Raw genomic sequence first — 17,235 nt, 5'->3', positions numbered from 1 at the left:
CGGTGGCTAGAAAATGCCCTTGTATACGCCCCACCCGCCGGCGATCTTCGTACGCGGTCCGAAGGCCCCCTTGCCGGTGCCGTTGTTGCGGTACAGGTTGCCCGCGGTGTCCCGCGCCACCAGGTCCGCCCGGCCGTCGCCGGTGATGTCACCGACGCCCACGACGGCGTTGTACGAAGCGCCCCAGGCGGAGACGGCCTTCACCCGGGCCTTGAAGCCGCCGGAGCCGTTGCCGTCGTAGCGCCACAGGGTGTTGGTCTTGTCCTGGGCGAGCAGGTCGCCGACGCCGTCGCCGTTGAAATCGCCGACGCCGACGATCTTCTTGTAGCCCTTCCAGTCGTCGAAGAGCTTCACCCGGGCGGCGAGTTTGCCCGCGCTGGTGGTCCTGTACAGGTAGACCGTGCCGGTGGTGGCGTTGCGGGCGATCAGGTCGGGCAGCCCGTCCTTGTCCACGTCGCCGGGCGAGGTCAGCACGTCGTACTGCTTCCAGCCGGTGCCCAGCGACACATGGCTGCTCGCCGGGGTGTACGAGCCCGCGCACCGGCCGAGGTAGCGGCGCAGTTCGCCGTTCGGCATCCGGATCAGGGTCTCGGCGCACCGGTCGCCGGTCATGTCGCCGAACGGGACCGCCACGGTCCCGGCGGCCCAGCCGGCGCCGGAGACCGCCCCGGCCACGGTGCCGTTGCCCGGGGAGTAGCGCACGCCCAGCCGGCCGGACGCGTCGAGCGTGACCAGGTCGCCGTAGCCGTAGCCGCCCAGGTCGTGATGGACCGGCAGACCGCCGGAGAGCACGACCGAGCCGCCGCTCGTGTAGGTGCCGGTGCCCTCGGTCGCCGTGGCGGTCAGGGTCCAGGTGTAGCGGCCGTTGTACGGGACCGCCCCCGCGTCCGTCTTCGCGTTCCAGCCGGCCTCGGGGGCCGTGCCGGTCCCGGACTGGGTGTGCACCGTACGGCCGAGGACGTCCTTCACGGTGAAGGTCCAGGTGGCCGGCTTGCTCAGCTGCCAGGTGCTGTTCCACCAGTCGTCGCGGACGTCCACCGAGCCGTCGTCGAACTCGGCCTCGACGGGCACCAGCGGCTGGGACGGCACCCCGCTCTGCACGACGTGCACGGTGTGCTCGGCGTCCACGTAGGCGATGTCGCCGCCGAACTTGTCCACCGACCAGGTCAGCCGCCGCTGGTCGGCGGTGTTCCCTGCGGGCAGGTCGGCGATCGCGCGCGGGGCCGCCGCCGTACCCGTGTGGAAGTCGGTGAGCAGCAGCTTCCCGGCCGTGCGGTCGTGCTGGACGAGATAGCCGTCGCCGACCAGGGCGGGCCCGGACGGCACGGTGATGTTCTTCCTGGCCGTACGGTCGTACACGCCCGCCGGGCCGGTGGCGCCGCAGTTCCAGTAGACCCAGCGGCCCACCGCCTGGAGCTCCTGGACCGTGCAGGGCGCGCCGGTGGCGAGGGTCTCGACCGTCTTCTTCTGTTCCAGGTCGTAGGCGGTGACGGTGCCGTTGCCGGTCCCCGGCGTGTACAGCCGCGAGCCCCACACGGAGGCGGCGGTGGCGGCGCGGGTCAGCCGCACCTCGTGCGTGTAGTACTTCTGCACCGCGTCGACGTACTGCTTGCCGGTCGAAGCGGCCTGATAGACGAAGTAACGTCCGGTGATGTCGACGAAACGGCCGCCCGTGACGAGGGGTTCGGTGCCGTGGTAGCTGCTGCCGCTCGTCCAGACCTGAGCGCGCTCCTGGCCCTCCTGGCCCTCGGCGTCGCCGAAGAAGACGCCGACATAGCCGTTCCCGGCCGCCCGCAGCGCCGTGCAGTCGCCCGCGTCACAGCCGACCCGCTGGAGGTGGGCGCCGTTCGCGAAGGTGCCCGCGTAGCCGCGGAGGTCCCGCGCGCCCGCCGCCGTGCCGTCGGCCGTGATCGCGCGGTCGGTGACGTAGGGGTCGCCGTTCGGGGCGTTCTCCACGGTCGTCAGGACACCGCCGGCGTAGTCGAGGCCCCACACCCCGCCGGTCCGCAGGGGCATGGGGGTGGTGTCCGCGGCCGCCGGGCCCGCGGTGGTCAGGGAGCCGGCGCCGAGGGCGGCCAGGCTCGTCAGAGTGAGCGCGATCCGGGCACGCCGGTTCGCGGTGAAGCGTGAGTGCACACGCCGAGACAAGGTCCCTCCCCAGGGAAAAGAACACCGAGGCGGCAAGAGATTCGGAAGCTCGTCGCCAGGAGCGCGTGGCTGCGTCGAGGCCCCCCCTCGTGCGCGCTCCGTCGAGTCGAAGCCAAGTCGAAGTCAAAGGATGTTAACAGTCGTCAAATGATGAACGGTATTGAAAATAAGGGCCGTTGAGCTGCTCGTGGGACAGCGCGACGGGCGCCGCGCGGAGCACCGCGACGGGTGCGGGAAAGGCCGAAGGGCCCGTACGACCGGAGTCGTACGGGCCCTTCGTGGGTCGGTCGGCAGACGTCAGCCGTTGCGCTTCCAGCGCGGCTTGTCGTCGCGGCGGCCGAAGGAGGAACCGGAGCCGGAGCCGGAGCCGGAGCCGGAGCCGCGGTGGTCGTCACGACGGCCGTGGGGACGGTCGTGACCGGCGGAGCGGAAGCCCGGACGGTCGTCGCGGCGGTCGCGGTTGAAGGGGCGGTCGCTGCCACGGTGGCCGGGGCGCTCGTCACGGCGGTCACGGTTGAAGCCGCCCCGGTCGTCACGACGCTCGAAGGAACGGCCACCACGGTCGTCACGACGCTCGAAACCACGGTCACGGTCGCCACCGAAGGAACGGCCACCACGGTCGCCGCCACGGTCGTCACGACGGTCGCGGTTGAAACCGCCCCGGTCGTCACGACGCTCGAAGGAACGGCCACCACGGTCGTCACGACGCTCGAAACCACGGTCACGGTCGCCACCGAACGAACGGCCACCACGGTCGCCGCCACGGTCGTCACGGCGGAAGCCGCCACGGTCGCCACCGCGCTCGTCACGACGGTCACGGTTGAAACCGCCCCGGTCGTCACGACGCTCGTACGAGGACGAGGACGAGGACGAGGACGCCGTGCGCTCCTCGCGCTCGGCCCGGTCGACGTCCTGCGCGGCCGGCTGCTCCGGCACGGAGACCTCGGCGACGGCCTGCGCCGCCTCGGACTGCGCCTCGGCCACCGCGGCCTGCGGGTCCTCGCCGCGCTCGCGGGCGACCCGGGCGACGAGGCGGTCGGCCTCCTCGCGCAGCTCGCTCGCGCGGCGCTGGGCGCGCTCCAGCTCCTTGGTGAGCTGGGTGACCTCGCGCTCGGCCTGCTGGGCGGCGTTGCCCGCGGACTCGGCCTGGACCTCGGTCATCGAGCGGGCGCCGGTGATCTCGGCGACCTCCGGCTCGAAGGCGGCGCCGCCCTGGATGATGTGGCGCCCGGCGTCGACGCCCGCGTCCTCCATGAGGCGGAAGATCTGGCGGCGCTGGTGCGGCAGGGAGAGGGAGACCACGGTGCCCGTGCGGCCCGCACGCGCGGTACGGCCGGCCCGGTGCAGGTAGTCCTTGTGGTCGCCGGCCGGGTCGACGTTGAGGACCAGGTCGATGCCGTCGACGTGGATGCCTCGCGCGGCGACGTCGGTGGCGACCAGGACGTTGACGTAACCGTCCTTGAAGTCCGCCAGCGTCCGGGTACGGGCGCCCTGGGTCATGCCGCCGTGCAGCGCGTCGGCCTTCACCCCGGCGTCGCGCAGCTGCTCGGCGACACGGTCGGCGCCCAGCTGGGTGCGGACGAAGATGATGGTGCGGCCCTTGCGGGAGGCGATCGCGGCCGTGACCGGCGCCTTGTCCTTGGGCTTCACGATGAGGATGTGGTGGCTCATCGTGGTGACCGCGCCCTGGGCCGCGTCGACCTCGTGGCTGACCGGGGCGTTGAGGTACCGGTCGACGAGGGTCTTGATCTCGTTCTCCATCGTCGCGGAGAAGAGCATGCGCTGACCGCCGGCCGGGACCTGGTCCAGCAGCTCGGTGACCTCGGGCATGAAGCCCAGGTCGGACATCTGGTCGGCCTCGTCGAGGACGGCGATCTGCACGTCCTCCAGGGAGCAGGCGCCGCGGTTGATGATGTCGCGCAGCCGGCCCGGGGTGGCGACGAGGACGTCGACGCCGCGCTCCAGGGCGTAGATCTGGTTGCCCATGGAGGTGCCGCCGCAGACGACCTTCATCTTCAGGCCGAGGACGTCGCCGTAGGGCTGGAGGGCGTCGGCGACCTGCATGGCCAGCTCACGGGTCGGGGTGAGGATGACCGCGCGGGGCTTGTGCTTCTGGGTGCGGCCGCCGGCCAGCGTGGCCAGGGTCGGCAGACCGAAGGAGAGGGTCTTGCCGGAGCCGGTGCGGCCACGGCCGAGGATGTCCTTGCCGGCCAGCGCGTCCGGGATGGTCGCGGCCTGGATCGGGAAGGGGACCGTCACGCCGTTCTGGGCGAGCTTGCGCACGACGCCCTCGGGCAGGCCGAGGTCCGCGAAGGTGATCTGCGGGGCCTCGGACGCCGTCTCGACGGCCGTCTCGACCGTCGCCTCGACGGTGTCGACGTTGTCGTCGTTCTGCCCGTTCGAGGGCACGACGGCGTGATCAGTACTGGAAATGGACATGCGAATGCGAAACCTTCCGGAGTCTCTTCGGCACGCGCCCGTCAACTCCGTGAGTCGCATTACGACCGCCTCAATGCGGTCCGCCACGGCAAGGGAGAGTACGCGCCACACGGCGCGCTCTGTGTTGGCGCCGGGCAAATGGGATCAAACGATCTACGAACGATCTACCACCATACGCACCCTCACCCACCTTAGGCAAATCCGTCCCCAAAACCGCAGGTCACGAGGGCTTCCCTGCCTTGGAAAGCATGGCTCACAGCGCTGGGAGTCCCGCCCTGGGCGCGGGCTCGCGCTGCGCCAGCTGGGGCAGGCTCTCCCCGTGCGCCGAGGACGACGGCTCCGCGGTCGACGGCTCCGGCGACTGCGGGGCGGTCGTCACCGGGTCCCCGGACGGCTCCTGCGCCGGGGTGGTCCCCGTCGGCACCGGCGGCGCCCCGGTCGGCGAGGGCACGCCCGGCGGCACGCTCCGCCCCGGCCGGACGGACGCCGAGGCGCTCGCGCTCGCGCCGGGGCCCTCCGACGGCGAGGCCGACGGGGACTCCGGCTTCCCGCTCTGCCGCCCGCCGTGCCTGCCGCGGCCGTGCCCGCCGTGCCCGGACCCGTCCTCGTAGCCGACCACGCCACCGCCGCCGGCCTGGTCACCACCTCCGGCGCCGTCGCCCTCCCGTCCCACCGAGTGCGACGGTCTGGCCTGGCTCCCGTCGTCGTCACCCACGCTCACACAGCCGGCCGCGCCGGCCACGACCATGACCGTCACGGCCAGGCGGACGGATACGTTCAAGGGGCGCACGGAAGCCACCTCCGGGTGGACGAAGAAGTCGATGTGTTCAACTCCCGTCACCGCCGTAGGACACGCGCCCGCACGCCGCCCCGGCCCCGGCCCGCCCGCCGCACCCGGCCACGGTCCGCACGGGACGCGCCCGAACCCCCCGCTCCGCCCGGTCTTCCCCGACAATGGCCGTGTGCTGGAGATGACGCGCGACAGGTTCGAAGAACTGGTGAGCGAGGCCCTGGACCGGATCCCGCCCGAGCTGACGCGGGTCATGGACAACGTGGCGGTGTTCGTCGAGGACGAGCCGCCGTCCGACGACCCCGAACTCCTCGGCCTGTACGAGGGCACCCCCCTCACGGAGCGCGGGGAGTGGTACGCGGGCGTCCTGCCGGACCGCATCACGATCTACCGGGGCCCGACCCTGCGCCATTGCGAGACGGACGAGGACGTGGTGGAGGAGGTGTCCGTCACCGTCGTGCACGAGGTGGCGCACCACTTCGGCATCGACGACGCGCGGCTGCACGAACTGGGCTGGGGCTGACGCCCGCATACCCGCCCGGAGACCCGGGCATACGGGCCCAATGGTCCGCGTCCCCGCCCGTGCCCACGGCATCGCCGCCGCCCTGAACCGCATACCCGGGCCCCGCGCACCCGGAAGGCCCCGCACACCCGGGCCCCGCGTGCTCGCCCGCCGCCGGGCCAGCCGTCGCCCCCGGCCCCTGCCCCGGCTCTCCGTCGAGCTCGTCCCGCAGCCGCGCCCCTGGGCCCGCGCCCTGGGTCTGGTCACCGTGGTCCTGGCCGGGGCCTGGCTGGGCCTGCTGGTCGTCGGGAACGTACGGGTCCCGGTGGGTCCCATGGACACCACGATGACCCTGCGCCCCTCCCTCACCGGCGGCACCAAGATCAATGTCTCCCCGCTGGGCGCGCTGAGCCTGGACAGCCACGCCGCCCCGGTCCGGCTGGACGTGAACGTCGACCAGCTCGACCCGGTCCGCTCCCGGGCCCTGGTCGACCACCCCGAGCGGATCACGGGCCTCCAGGAGGAGGTCACCCGGGACGTGGAGCACGGCACGCTCGACCTGGCCGCGCGCTCCTGCGTCGCCGTCGTCTCCGGCGCCACCGCCCTCGGTCTCGCGGTCTACCGCCGCCCCCGGCGCGCCCTCGCGGCCGGCGGGCTGGCCCTGACCCTGCTCGCGGCCTGCGGCGGGACGGCGTACGCGACCTGGAACCCCGAGTCGGTCCTGGAGCCGAGGTTCTCGGGCCTGCTGTCCTCCGCGCCCTCCCTGGTGGGCGACGCGCGCAGCATCGTCACCGAGTTCGACGTCTACCAGCAGGAGTTGGCCCGTCTGGTGACGAACGTGACGAAGCTCTACGACGTCACCTCCACGCTGCCCGCCTACTCGCCGGACCCGAGCACGATCCGGGTCCTGCACGTCTCGGACATCCATCTCAACCCGGCGAGCTGGAAGATCATCGCGTCGCTGGTGGAGCAGTACAAGGTCGACGTGATCGTCGACTCCGGCGACACCATGGACCACGGCACGGCGGCGGAGAACGCCTTCCTGGACCCGATTGCCGACCTCGGCGCCCCCTACGTCTGGGTCCGCGGCAACCACGACTCCCCGCTCACCCAGCGCTATCTGGAGCGCATGAAGAACGTGCACGTCCTCGACGACGGCCGGGCCGAGACCGTCGCGGGCCTGCGCTTCGCGGGCATCGGCGACCCGCAGTTCACACCCGACCGCTCGGCGCGGCCGGGCGGCGACCCGGCCGAGTACCTGGCGGGCGCCCGGCTGGCCTCGGCCCTGCGCGACCAGCAGGCCGCCGGGACCCCGGCCGACGTGGCGATCGTCCACGAGCCCTTCGCGGCGCGCGTCACGGACGGCGAGGTGCCGCTCGTGCTGGCCGGCCATGTGCACCACGAGGAGACGGAGGTCATGAAGAACGGCACCCGGCTGCGGGTGGAGGGCTCCACCGGCGGCAGCGGGCTGCGCGCCGTCGAGGGCAGGTACCCGGACCCGATCGAGGCGTCGATCCTCTACTTCGACCGCGACACCCGGCGCCTCCAGGCCTGGGACGAGATCCGGCTGGGCGGTCTGGGCCTGACCACGGCCGAGGTCAGCCGTCACCTGCCGGAGGAGAACCAGCCGGGGGCGGCGCCCTCCCCGACACCCTCCCCCACGGCGTCCCCGGCGCCCTCCTCCAGGCCGTCGCCGACCGGGTCCCGGACCCCTGTCCAGGGCGGCCCTCCCGGCCCCTCCGGGACCTCCCCGTAAACCGTTTTGGCGATACCCCCCGCCATCCCATATGCTCATGACGTCCCCGACGCGCTGAGAAGCGCGCAGGCGGGCCGATAGCCCTCATCGTCTAGCGGCCTAGGACGCCGCCCTTTCAAGGCGGTAGCACGGGTTCGAATCCCGTTGGGGGCACGCAGTACGGTGTGCGACACTTACGCAAGTGAGTTCGCGCACAACAGCAAGGTCCTGTGGAGCAGTTTGGAGTGCTCGCCACCCTGTCAAGGTGGAGGCCGCGGGTTCAAATCCCGTCAGGACCGCTGAGATTTCCTCGGAAATCTCGTGGCTGGGTAGCTCAGTTGGTACGAGCGATCGCCTGAAAAGCGATAGGTCGCCGGTTCGACCCCGGCCCCAGCCACAAGTCAGGAGCCTCATCCGTTCGGATGAGGCTCCTGTCGTTGTATGCCTGATCCTTGTATGCCTGGTCGGTGTACACCCGGCCGGCGCGGTGCTGAAGGGGCGCGGACGATGGTGCGGAGCAGGACCGGAGACGTGCGGGACACCGAGTTAGAGAAGGACCGGGCCCGCTACGGCCTGATGGCCGTCGTCATCAGCATCGTCGCGATCTCGGGCGTCGCGGTCTTCGGCGTCTGGCGGCTCGACGGCGACCGGGCCGTGATCGTCGGTGTGCTGACCGCCGCGTTCACCGCGATCAGCGGGATGACCACCGCCTATCTGGGCATCAAGGCCGTCTCCAACACCGCCCGCTCGATCGCCCTGGGAGACGGCCCCCGCCGGGAGCCCGCACCCGCCACGCCCGCACCGGCACCGGCCGCCCCGGCACCTTCCGACGCACCCGTGCCCGCCACCGCGCCGACCGCCGCGCCGGGCACGGCACCCGACGCACCCCCACCCGCACCCCCGGCCCAGCGCGCCCCCTGACCCGGTCCCCACGCCGGAAGCAAAAGGGTTCGCCACGGATTTGGCCGGGATGAGATCCTGGACCGCGTATGTCTACGCACCCTGCCCCCGCCCTCGGCGCCCTCGCCCCCCGCCTGACCGAGCTGAGCCTGCGCGACGCGCACCGGCTCGGGCGCAGGCTCGAGGGCGCGCGCAAGATCCGTAACCCGGAGGCCCGCGCCGCCGTCCTCGCCGAGATAGAGGCGGAGGTCGCCGGGGCCGAGGAGCGGATGGCCGCGCGGCGCGCCCGCGTGCCGGCCGTCACCTATCCCGAGCAGCTGCCGGTCAGCCAGAAGAAGGACGCGATCGCGGCCGCCATCCGCGATCACCAGGTCGTCATCGTCGCCGGTGAGACCGGGTCCGGAAAGACCACGCAGATCCCCAAGATCTGTATGGAGCTGGGGCGTGGCCTGCGCGGCATGATCGGGCACACCCAGCCCCGCCGGATCGCCGCCCGTACCGTCGCCGAGCGGGTCGCCGAGGAGCTGGACACCCCGCTCGGGGAGACCGTCGGCTGGAAGGTGCGGTTCACCGACCAGGTGAACCCGGACGCCACCTTCGTGAAGCTGATGACGGACGGCATCCTGCTCGCCGAGATCCAGACCGACCGCGAGCTGCGCGCCTACGACACGATCATCATCGACGAGGCCCACGAGCGGTCCCTCAACATCGACTTCCTGCTCGGCTACCTCGCCCAGCTGCTGCCCAAGCGGCCCGACCTCAAGGTGGTCATCACCTCCGCGACGATCGACCCGGAGCGCTTCTCCCGGCACTTCGGCGAAGCCCCGATCGTCGAGGTCAGCGGGCGCACCTACCCGGTCGAGGTGCGCTACCGCCCGCTCCTGGAGGAGGACTCCGAGGACGCCGACCGCGACCAGATCACCGCGATCTGCGACGCCGTCGAGGAGCTCCAGGCCGAGGGCAAGGGCGACATCCTGGTCTTCCTCTCCGGCGAGCGCGAGATCCGCGACACCGCGGACGCGCTGGTCAAGAAGAACTACCGGTTCACCGAGGTGCTGCCGCTCTACGCCCGGCTCTCGCACGCCGAGCAGCACCGCGTCTTCCAGCCGCACACCGGCCGCAGGATCGTTCTGGCGACCAACGTCGCCGAGACCTCGCTGACCGTGCCGGGCATCAAGTACGTCATCGACCCCGGCTTCGCCCGTATCTCCCGCTACAGCCACCGCACCAAGGTCCAGCGGCTGCCCATCGAGGCGGTCTCCCAGGCCAGCGCCAACCAGCGCAAGGGCCGCTGCGGCCGTACGTCCGACGGTGTCTGCATCCGGCTGTACTCCGAGGACGACTTCCTGGCCCGGCCGGAGTTCACGGACGCGGAGATCCTGCGCACCAACCTCGCCTCCGTCATCCTCCAGATGACCGCGGCCGGCCTCGGCGACATCGAGAAGTTCCCCTTCATCGACCCGCCGGACCACCGCAACATCCGCGACGGCGTCCAGCTGCTCCAGGAGCTCGGCGCTCTCGACCCGGCGCAGAAGGACGTGCGCAAGCGGCTCACCGACACCGGCCGCAAGCTCGCCCAGCTGCCCGTCGACCCGCGGCTGGCCCGCATGGTCCTGGAGGCCGACAAGAACGGCTGCGTCCGCGAGGTCATGGTGATAGCGGCCGCGCTCTCCATCCAGGACCCGCGCGAGCGCCCGGCCGACAAGCAGACCCAGGCCGATCAGCAGCACGCCCGCTTCAAGGACGAGACGAGCGACTTCCTCGCCTATCTCAACCTCTGGCGCTACATCCGTGAGCAGCAGAAGGAGCGGGGTTCCTCCGCCTTCCGCCGGATGTGCAAGCAGGAGTACCTGAACTTCCTGCGCATCCGGGAGTGGCAGGACATCTACACCCAGCTGCGCACGGTCGCCCGGCAGCTGGGGATCCATCCCAACGAGGACGACGCCGCCGAGCAGAGCGTGCACGTCTCGCTGCTGGCCGGTCTGCTCTCCCACATCGGGATGAAGGACGTGAAGGAGACCGGCGGCGAGAGCGGCCGGGGCGGGGGCAGGAACGAGTACCTCGGCGCCCGCAACGCCAAGTTCGCGATCTTCCCCGGCTCGGCCCTGTTCAAGAAGCCTCCGCGTTTCGTGATGTCGGCGGAGCTGGTGGAGACCAGCCGCCTGTGGGCCCGCGTCAACGCGAAGATCGAGCCGGAGTGGATCGAGCCGCTCGCCGGACATCTGCTCAAGCGCACCTACAGCGAGCCGCACTGGGAGAAGGACCAGGCGGCCGTGATGGCGTACGAGAAGGTCACGCTGTACGGCGTGCCGATCATCGCCCAGCGGAAGGTCAACTACGGGCGGATCGATCCGGAGACCTCCCGCGAACTTTTCATTCGCAACGCGCTGGTCGAGGGGGACTGGCGCACGCACCACAAGTTCTTCGCCGACAACCGCAAGCTCCTCAGCGAGGTCGAGGAGCTGGAGCACCGCGCCCGGCGCCGGGACATCGTGGTCGACGACGACACCCTCTTCGACTTCTACGACCAGCGGGTCCCCGAACACGTCGTGTCGGGCGCCCACTTCGACTCCTGGTGGAAGCACAAGCGCCATGAGCAGCCCGACTTCCTGGACTTCGAGCGGGAGATGCTCATCCGGGAGTCGGCGGAGGCGGTCACCAAGGCCGACTACCCGGACTCCTGGCGGCAGGGGCCGCTGAAGTTCCGGGTGACGTACCAGTTCGAGCCGGGCGCGGACGCGGACGGCGTGACCGTGCACGTCCCGCTCCAGGTCCTCAACCAGGTCACGGACGAGGGCTTCGACTGGCAGATCCCGGGCCTGCGCGAGGAGGTGGTCACCGAGCTGATCCGCTCCCTGCCGAAGCCGATCCGCCGCCACTACGTGCCCGCGCCGAACTACGCGAAGGCCTTCCTGGAGCGGGCCGTGCCCTTGCAGGAGCCGCTGACCACCACCATGGCGCGTGAGCTCAAGCGGATGGTCGGGGTGCCCTTCGAGGCCGACGACTTCGACTGGGGCAGGCTCCCGGACCACCTGAAGGTCACGTTCCGGATCGTCGACGAACGGCGCCGCAAGCTCGCCGAGGACAAGGACCTGGAAGTCCTGAAGCTCCGACTCAGGCCCAAGGCCCGCCAGGCCCTCTCCCAGGCCGCGGCGGCCACCGCCGAGCGGCAGGGCGGCGAGTCCCTGGAGCGCAAGGGTCTGACGGACTGGAGCATCGGCACGCTCACCCGGGTCTTCGAGACCCGCCGGGCCGGCCAGCCGGTCAAGGCGTACCCGGCGCTGGTCGACGACGGCGACACGGTCTCCGTACGCCTCTTCGACACCGAGGCGGAACAGGCCGAGGCCATGTGGAAGGGCGCCCGGCGGCTGATCCTGCGCAACATCCCGGTGAACCCGGCCAAGTTCGCCTCCGAGAAACTGACGAACGCCCAGAAGCTCGCCCTGTCGGCGAACCCGCACGGCTCGATCCAGGCCCTGTTCGACGACTGCGCGATGGCGGCGGCGGACAAGCTGATCGCCGACTTCGGGGGCCCGGCCTGGGACCAGGAGTCGCACCGCAAGCTGTACGACAAGGTGCGCGCCGAGATCGTCGACACCACGGTCCGCACGGTCGGCCAGGTGCAGCAGGTACTGGCCGCCTGGCAGGCCTGTGAGCGCCGTCTGAAGGGCGTACGCAGCGCCGTGCTGCTGGCGAACCTCCAGGACGTGCGCAAGCAGGTGGACGCCCTCGTACGGCCCGGCTTCGTCACGGAGACCGGGTTGCGGCGCCTGCCCGACCTGATGCGCTATCTGGTGGCCGTCGACCGGCGGCTGCAGCAGATGCCGACCAACGTCCAGCGGGACACCACCCGCATGGAGAAGGTCCACGAGATGCAGGACGAATACGCCTGGCTGCTGGAGCAGCTGCCCCAGGGCCGCCCGGTGCCCTCCGCCGTCCTGGACATCCGCTGGATGATCGAGGAGCTCCGGGTCAGCTACTTCGCCCACGCGCTGGGCACGGCGTACCCCGTCTCGGACAAGCGGATCGTGAAGGCGATCGACGCGGCCGCCCCGTGACCTGATCCGCACGCTGGGTGAGTTCGACCAGGGGGCTCACCCTCCTGTACAGTCTGTCTCGCAGCGCAACGAAGAAAAGCGCAGCGAAACCTGGTCCTGTGGAGCAGTTTGGAGTGCTCGCCACCCTGTCAAGGTGGAGGCCGCGGGTTCAAATCCCGTCAGGACCGCATCGATCGACCGAGGCCCGCGCCCTTCCGAGGGAAGCGGGCCTCGGTCGTTTTCCCATGCGGCGAGTCCCGGCGGGGCCGCGCCCGTCGGCCCACCGACCGCTCCCGCGGCCACCACCCGGGCCAGGAAAGGCAGTCCGGGCCCCCGGGGGGCGGAGCGGCCCCTGTCTCGCGCCCGCCCATGCCGTCTTGACGCCGTCACTCCCGACCAGTACCCAGAGAGCAGGGCACCTTCCCGCGTGGATCCCGGAGGTGGCGCATGGCGGCGTCGGTCAGGCACGAGACTGGGGCGTTGCTCCGTGCGCATCTGGCGGCCGCGTCGTCCTACCGGCATCTGACCCGGCACTGCCCCGTCTGCCACCGGCTGCTGCGGCTGGCGATGGACACCGCTCCCCCGGGCGCGGAGGGCTCCGCGGAGGCCACCGCGGACGACCGTCCCGCGACGGCGCGACCCGCACCGTGACCCGTTTCACTAGCGCACACGAGCCAGAGGCAACAAGGCCTCTGGCATGTGACGGGTGTCACTGCATGATTTTTTGAAACCGCGGTATTTACCCGAGTCCTACAACCAGTCAATTTAATATGTGCCATTGCACTGGTCCGGACGGTCACGCACAGCAGATGCGACAGCCCTCCCCAGACTCCGACAAGGCCGCTCACAGGCCGGCCATCGAGAGCCGGACGGGTCGTCAAGCGGCACCACGGATCCCCCACAGGGACATCACAAGGCCCACCCCGGAGCGCCGCCGAGGCGGTTCGGCGACGCCCTCGGGGGCGCCTTCCGGGCACAAAAAAAGATCGCGCTGGACCCGGCGGAGTCCAGCGCGATCCACGACGCACCCGGTTCTGTTGCCTGAACGCTTGGGCGGGGGCCCTGTTGGGGCAGGACCCGCGTCGCTTGGAGCTGTGGGTTTCGGGCCGTTCGACGGGTTGGGGACCTGTCAACGTGCCCGGTATTCAGTTGTTCGGGCTGATCAGGCCTCGCTGCGCTGCTGCGGGATACCCGCGAGCAGAGCGCGGACCTCAGCCTCGCGGTAACGGCGGTGACCGCCGAGCGTGCGGATGGATGTCAGCTTGCCGGCCTTCGCCCACCGCGTGACCGTCTTGGGGTCGACACGGAACATGGTGGCGACCTCAGCCGGGGTCAGCAGCGGCTCGGCATCAGGGGTGCGAGCGGTCATGAGCGGCCTCCTCGGGAGAACCGAACCTTCTCGGTTCTTTCCTCTAAATTCTGCACCTTGACCCGCGTTGCCCGAAATGGCAGACGCGAGTCGAGTCGGTTATAGGACGAACGGCTTGTCCTCGGCACTACAACTACACCATCTGTCCAGCCGCGTCGGCCAAACCGATGGAATTGCCCTCCCAGGTGTCCATCAGCGACGGAAGCCGATGGACCATGCCATAGCGGACAGTCACGCCACTGTGACGATCAGTCACAGGGCGATCAGGAGTCACCAGACATCCCAAACTGCGTGATGCTGAGATTCCGCCCACGGTGGAGCATAGTTGGACAGACGGAGCCTTCCCCGGGCTCCTTGTCCTATTTTGGCACGAGGAGGGGCAAGGGACGCAAGAGACGGGTAAGTGCGGTCTGTCACCCTTGACACGAAAGCCCGTATCAGGACCTACGTCCCGGCACCTTCCCGAAGTTCGGTAGACCGTACGTCGTTCGCAGCATTTTTCGATCGTGATCTACGTCACCCGGCGGGTGCTGTCGAACCGTCAGTTGGCCGAACGCCGGTCCCGTACCGAGCGCCACCGCTCCACCAGCCGGCCGTACGCCTCGCCCGCCGCGGAGCCGTCACCGCGGCGCAGCGCGTCGATCCCCTCGGCCACGTCCGCGGCGGAGTGGTCGTCCTCCAGCGCGCCGGCCGGCAGGGTGTGCACCAGTCCGCCGTAGTCCAGTTCCACCAGCGAACGCGGATGGAACTCCTCCAGCCAGCGGCCCACGTCCACCAGGCCGTCGATGAGCGGCCCCTCGTCGATCGCGTCCCGCAGCGTGCGCAGCGCCCGCGCGACCCGGCGCCGCGCCTGCACCATCGGGGTGCGGTAGCGCAGCACGGGCGGCTCGCCCTCGGCGGCGCCGGCCCCCTTCGCGTACTCCCGCTCCTCGTCGGACACGAGCACGAACCAGTTCAGCGGCACCTGCCAGGTCGCCGTGCGGATCCAGGGGCGGGCGTCGGGGTTGCGGGCCAGCCAGCGCTCGTAGTCCTGGGCGGCCTGGCCGCGTACGAGCGGTGGGAGCACGGCGTCCAGGACCGTCCGCGGCAGTTCCCCGGACAATCCCTCCAGCGCCTGCCAGCCGCGCAGCCGGGTGCGCCAGGGGCAGACGCACAGCACCCCCTCCAGGTCCAGCACGAACGCGTCGCCGCTCTCGTGCACCGGCACCGGGACCGGCGGGGTGGGCAGCAGATCGGCCAGCGAGCGGCGCAGTTCGTCCTGGTAGGAGGGGCGCGTCTCGCGCCGGGCGTAGCGCGCCCAGTGGCTGCGCTCCGGTTCCGGGAAGGCGGCCAGCGGTTCGTAGACGCGCAGATAGGTCGTGTACGGGACGATCACCGAGGACACCTTGGGCACGCCTGCTCCCTCCCCCGCGGATCGACCCGGAAAACGGCCGGACCGCACCCTGACACATGGGAAAACCATGCAAATCGTCGCACGGCACTACTCCGGGAGGAGGTGATCCCGAGCACCGGGAGGTCGGCGGACCGAGGCAGGCTCTACTCTCGTGCCACAGCGCCCGCCCCCCTCCCCCACTGCCAAAAGCGCGGGGGAACCCAGGGAGCTGGTCTCCAAGCCGCTACTTACCCAGGAGTCACCACAGTGACCGACGTAACCGGCGCGCACGCTGATGTACTGCACACCCTGTTCCACTCGGACCAGGGGGGTCATGAGCAAGTCGTGCTCTGCCAGGACCGCGCCAGCGGCCTCAAGGCCGTCATCGCCATCCACTCCACCGCTCTGGGCCCGGCCCTCGGCGGTACGCGCTTCTACCCGTACGCGTCCGAGGCGGAGGCCGTCGCCGACGCCCTGAACCTCGCGCGCGGGATGTCGTACAAGAACGCCATGGCCGGTCTCGACCACGGCGGCGGCAAGGCCGTGATCATCGGTGATCCCGACCTCATCAAGACCGAGGAACTGCTCCTCGCCTACGGCCGGTTCGTCGCCTCGCTGGGCGGCCGGTACGTCACGGCCTGTGACGTCGGCACCTATGTCGCCGACATGGACGTCGTCGCCCGCGAGTGCCGCTGGACCACCGGGCGCTCGCCCGAGAACGGCGGCGCCGGCGACTCCTCGGTGCTGACCGCCTTCGGTGTCTACCAGGGCATGCGGGCCAGCGCCCAGCACCTGTGGGGCGACCCCTCGCTGCGCGGCCGCACGGTCGGCGTCGCGGGTGTCGGCAAGGTCGGCCACCACCTGGTGGAGCACCTGCGGGCGGAGGGCGCCCAGGTCGTGATCACGGACGTGCGCGAGGACGCCGTGCAGCGGATCCTCGACCGGCACCCGGAGGGCGTCACCGCGGTCTCCGGCACCGACGCTCTCATCCGGACCGAGGGCCTCGACATCTACGCCCCCTGCGCGCTCGGCGGCGCACTGAACGACGACAGCGTGCCGGTGCTGACCGCCAAGGTCGTCTGCGGTGCGGCCAACAACCAGCTCGCCCACCCGGGCGTGGAGAAGGACCTCGCCGACCGCGGGATCCTCTACGCGCCGGACTACGTGGTGAACGCCGGCGGGGTCATCCAGGTCGCCGACGAGCTGCACGGCTTCGACTTCGAGCGGTGCAAGGCGAAGGCCGCGAAGATCTTCGACACCACGCTGGCCATCTTCGCACGTGCGAAGGAAGACGGGATTCCGCCGGCCGCGGCGGCCGACCGGATCGCCGAGCAGCGGATGGCCGAGGGGCGCGCGGCGCACTGATCCAAGAGCACACGCCAGGTGTGCTCGCGGCCTCGGGCGGTACCCGCCGGCGGGAACTTCGAGAGAACTCTCACGTCCACCGGCGGGTCGTGCCCGGATAAGTGGTTAAAATCGCCACTGACCAGCGAGGACAGGGCGCCTCGAAGGCCCTGCGCACACGCGCGTCCTGCGGGCGACGTACCGTATGGGCGCGGGCTCAGGTACCGTGGAAGCCCTACGGACCGGCCTCTCTACGGAGAGTCCGTTCCGGATCATGAACGCGTGTCAGACTCTGGGGCCGTCGAGCCCCGTCACCGAGGGGGTCGAGCCATGGGGCGCGGCCGGGCCAAGGCCAAGCAGACGAAGGTCGCCCGCCAGCTGAAGTACAACAGCGGTGGGACTGACCTGTCGCGTCTGGCCAGCGAGCTGGGCGCATCGACTTCGAGCCAGCCGCCGAACGGCGAGCCGTTCGAGGACGACGACGAAGAAGACGACCCGTACGCGCAGTACGCGGATATGTACAACGATGACGACGAGGACGAGGACGACGAGTCCGGTCCTTCGTCGCAACATCGTCGCGGCGCTTGACGCAGCAGCGA

12 protein-coding genes and 4 tRNA genes are annotated in these 17,235 nt (G+C 70.7%); 12 read left to right on the top strand and 4 right to left on the bottom strand.

The features are described from left to right. Positions 1–6: 6 nt before the first annotated feature. Complete coding sequence (locus tag ACZ7OY_RS14390) at positions 7–2,136, bottom strand: FG-GAP repeat domain-containing protein (protein ID WP_471911649.1); 2,130 nt, start codon at positions 2,134–2,136, stop codon at positions 7–9. Positions 2,137–2,445: 309 nt separating this feature from the next. Continuing rightward, the gene (locus ACZ7OY_RS14385; RefSeq protein ID WP_471911648.1) at positions 2,446–4,587 is read right to left on the bottom strand and encodes a DEAD/DEAH box helicase; all 2,142 of its coding nucleotides are present in this window, start codon (positions 4,585–4,587) and stop codon (positions 2,446–2,448) included. 248 nt (positions 4,588–4,835) lie between these two features. Between ACZ7OY_RS14385 and ACZ7OY_RS14380 the strand changes: the two genes are divergently transcribed. The 10 genes from ACZ7OY_RS14380 to ACZ7OY_RS14335 all read left to right on the top strand — a co-directional run bounded on the left by ACZ7OY_RS14380 (position 4,836) and on the right by ACZ7OY_RS14335 (position 13,202). Then, positions 4,836–5,198 (top strand): hypothetical protein, encoded by a 363-nt coding sequence (locus ACZ7OY_RS14380; protein WP_471911647.1) that lies wholly within the window; start codon positions 4,836–4,838, stop codon positions 5,196–5,198. 351 nt (positions 5,199–5,549) lie between these two features. Beyond that, on the top strand, positions 5,550–5,900 hold the full coding sequence (locus ACZ7OY_RS14375; RefSeq protein ID WP_351615185.1) for a metallopeptidase family protein: 351 nt from the start codon (positions 5,550–5,552) through the stop codon (positions 5,898–5,900). Positions 5,901–5,940: 40 nt separating this feature from the next. Continuing rightward, entirely contained in the window at positions 5,941–7,635 is a 1,695-nt protein-coding gene (locus ACZ7OY_RS14370) for a metallophosphoesterase (protein ID WP_471911646.1), read from the top strand. A gap of 80 nt (positions 7,636–7,715) precedes the next feature. After that, positions 7,716–7,788 (top strand) — tRNA-Glu (locus ACZ7OY_RS14365). A 50-nt stretch (positions 7,789–7,838) separates the two neighbouring features. Next, a tRNA-Asp gene (locus tag ACZ7OY_RS14360) sits at positions 7,839–7,913 on the top strand. 24 nt (positions 7,914–7,937) lie between these two features. Further along, positions 7,938–8,011 (top strand) — tRNA-Phe (locus tag ACZ7OY_RS14355). 110 nt (positions 8,012–8,121) lie between these two features. Continuing rightward, a complete protein-coding gene (locus tag ACZ7OY_RS14350) occupies positions 8,122–8,535 on the top strand; it encodes a hypothetical protein (RefSeq protein ID WP_471911645.1) in 414 nt (137 codons plus the stop codon). A gap of 68 nt (positions 8,536–8,603) precedes the next feature. Next, entirely contained in the window at positions 8,604–12,572 is a 3,969-nt protein-coding gene (hrpA, locus tag ACZ7OY_RS14345) for an ATP-dependent RNA helicase HrpA (protein ID WP_471911644.1), read from the top strand. Positions 12,573–12,664: 92 nt separating this feature from the next. After that, a tRNA-Asp gene (locus tag ACZ7OY_RS14340) sits at positions 12,665–12,739 on the top strand. Between the two features lie 259 nt (positions 12,740–12,998). Then, the gene (locus ACZ7OY_RS14335) at positions 12,999–13,202 is read left to right on the top strand and encodes a DUF6274 family protein (protein ID WP_471911643.1); all 204 of its coding nucleotides are present in this window, start codon (positions 12,999–13,001) and stop codon (positions 13,200–13,202) included. 511 nt (positions 13,203–13,713) lie between these two features. On the opposite strand, the gene bldC is transcribed toward ACZ7OY_RS14335, so the two are convergent. Together bldC and ACZ7OY_RS14325 are read right to left on the bottom strand one after the other, a co-directional pair. Further along, on the bottom strand, positions 13,714–13,920 hold the full coding sequence (gene bldC / locus ACZ7OY_RS14330) for a developmental transcriptional regulator BldC (RefSeq protein WP_003949541.1): 207 nt from the start codon (positions 13,918–13,920) through the stop codon (positions 13,714–13,716). Between the two features lie 541 nt (positions 13,921–14,461). Next, complete coding sequence (locus tag ACZ7OY_RS14325; protein WP_471911642.1) at positions 14,462–15,313, bottom strand: DUF8083 family protein; 852 nt, start codon at positions 15,311–15,313, stop codon at positions 14,462–14,464. Between the two features lie 246 nt (positions 15,314–15,559). Between ACZ7OY_RS14325 and ACZ7OY_RS14320 the strand changes: the two genes are divergently transcribed. After that, on the top strand, positions 15,560–16,657 hold the full coding sequence (locus ACZ7OY_RS14320) for a Leu/Phe/Val dehydrogenase (RefSeq protein WP_351615171.1): 1,098 nt from the start codon (positions 15,560–15,562) through the stop codon (positions 16,655–16,657). A 309-nt stretch (positions 16,658–16,966) separates the two neighbouring features. Further along, complete coding sequence (locus ACZ7OY_RS14315) at positions 16,967–17,224, top strand: DUF3073 domain-containing protein (RefSeq protein WP_385531986.1); 258 nt, start codon at positions 16,967–16,969, stop codon at positions 17,222–17,224. Positions 17,225–17,235: the final 11 nt, after the last annotated feature.

Source organism: Streptomyces sp. NPDC107559 (assembly GCF_055657365.1).
The sequence above is the reverse complement of the archived record's forward strand: the minus strand, read 5'-3'. Positions and strand labels throughout refer to the sequence as shown.

What these genes read in the sequence shown, in the direction of transcription:
- ACZ7OY_RS14385 (WP_471911648.1), bottom strand. Translation starts at nt 4,587, where the DNA reads ATGTCCATTTCCAGTACTGATCACGCCGTCGTGCCCTCGAACGGGCAG.
- ACZ7OY_RS14380 (WP_471911647.1), top strand. Translation starts at nt 4,836, where the DNA reads ATGGCTCACAGCGCTGGGAGTCCCGCCCTGGGCGCGGGCTCGCGCTGC.
- ACZ7OY_RS14370 (WP_471911646.1), top strand. Translation starts at nt 5,941, where the DNA reads ATGGTCCGCGTCCCCGCCCGTGCCCACGGCATCGCCGCCGCCCTGAAC.
- ACZ7OY_RS14350 (WP_471911645.1), top strand. Translation starts at nt 8,122, where the DNA reads ATGGTGCGGAGCAGGACCGGAGACGTGCGGGACACCGAGTTAGAGAAG.
- hrpA (WP_471911644.1), top strand. Translation starts at nt 8,604, where the DNA reads ATGTCTACGCACCCTGCCCCCGCCCTCGGCGCCCTCGCCCCCCGCCTG.
- ACZ7OY_RS14335 (WP_471911643.1), top strand. Translation starts at nt 12,999, where the DNA reads ATGGCGGCGTCGGTCAGGCACGAGACTGGGGCGTTGCTCCGTGCGCAT.
- bldC (WP_003949541.1), bottom strand. Translation starts at nt 13,920, where the DNA reads ATGACCGCTCGCACCCCTGATGCCGAGCCGCTGCTGACCCCGGCTGAG.
- ACZ7OY_RS14315 (WP_385531986.1), top strand. Translation starts at nt 16,967, where the DNA reads ATGGGGCGCGGCCGGGCCAAGGCCAAGCAGACGAAGGTCGCCCGCCAG.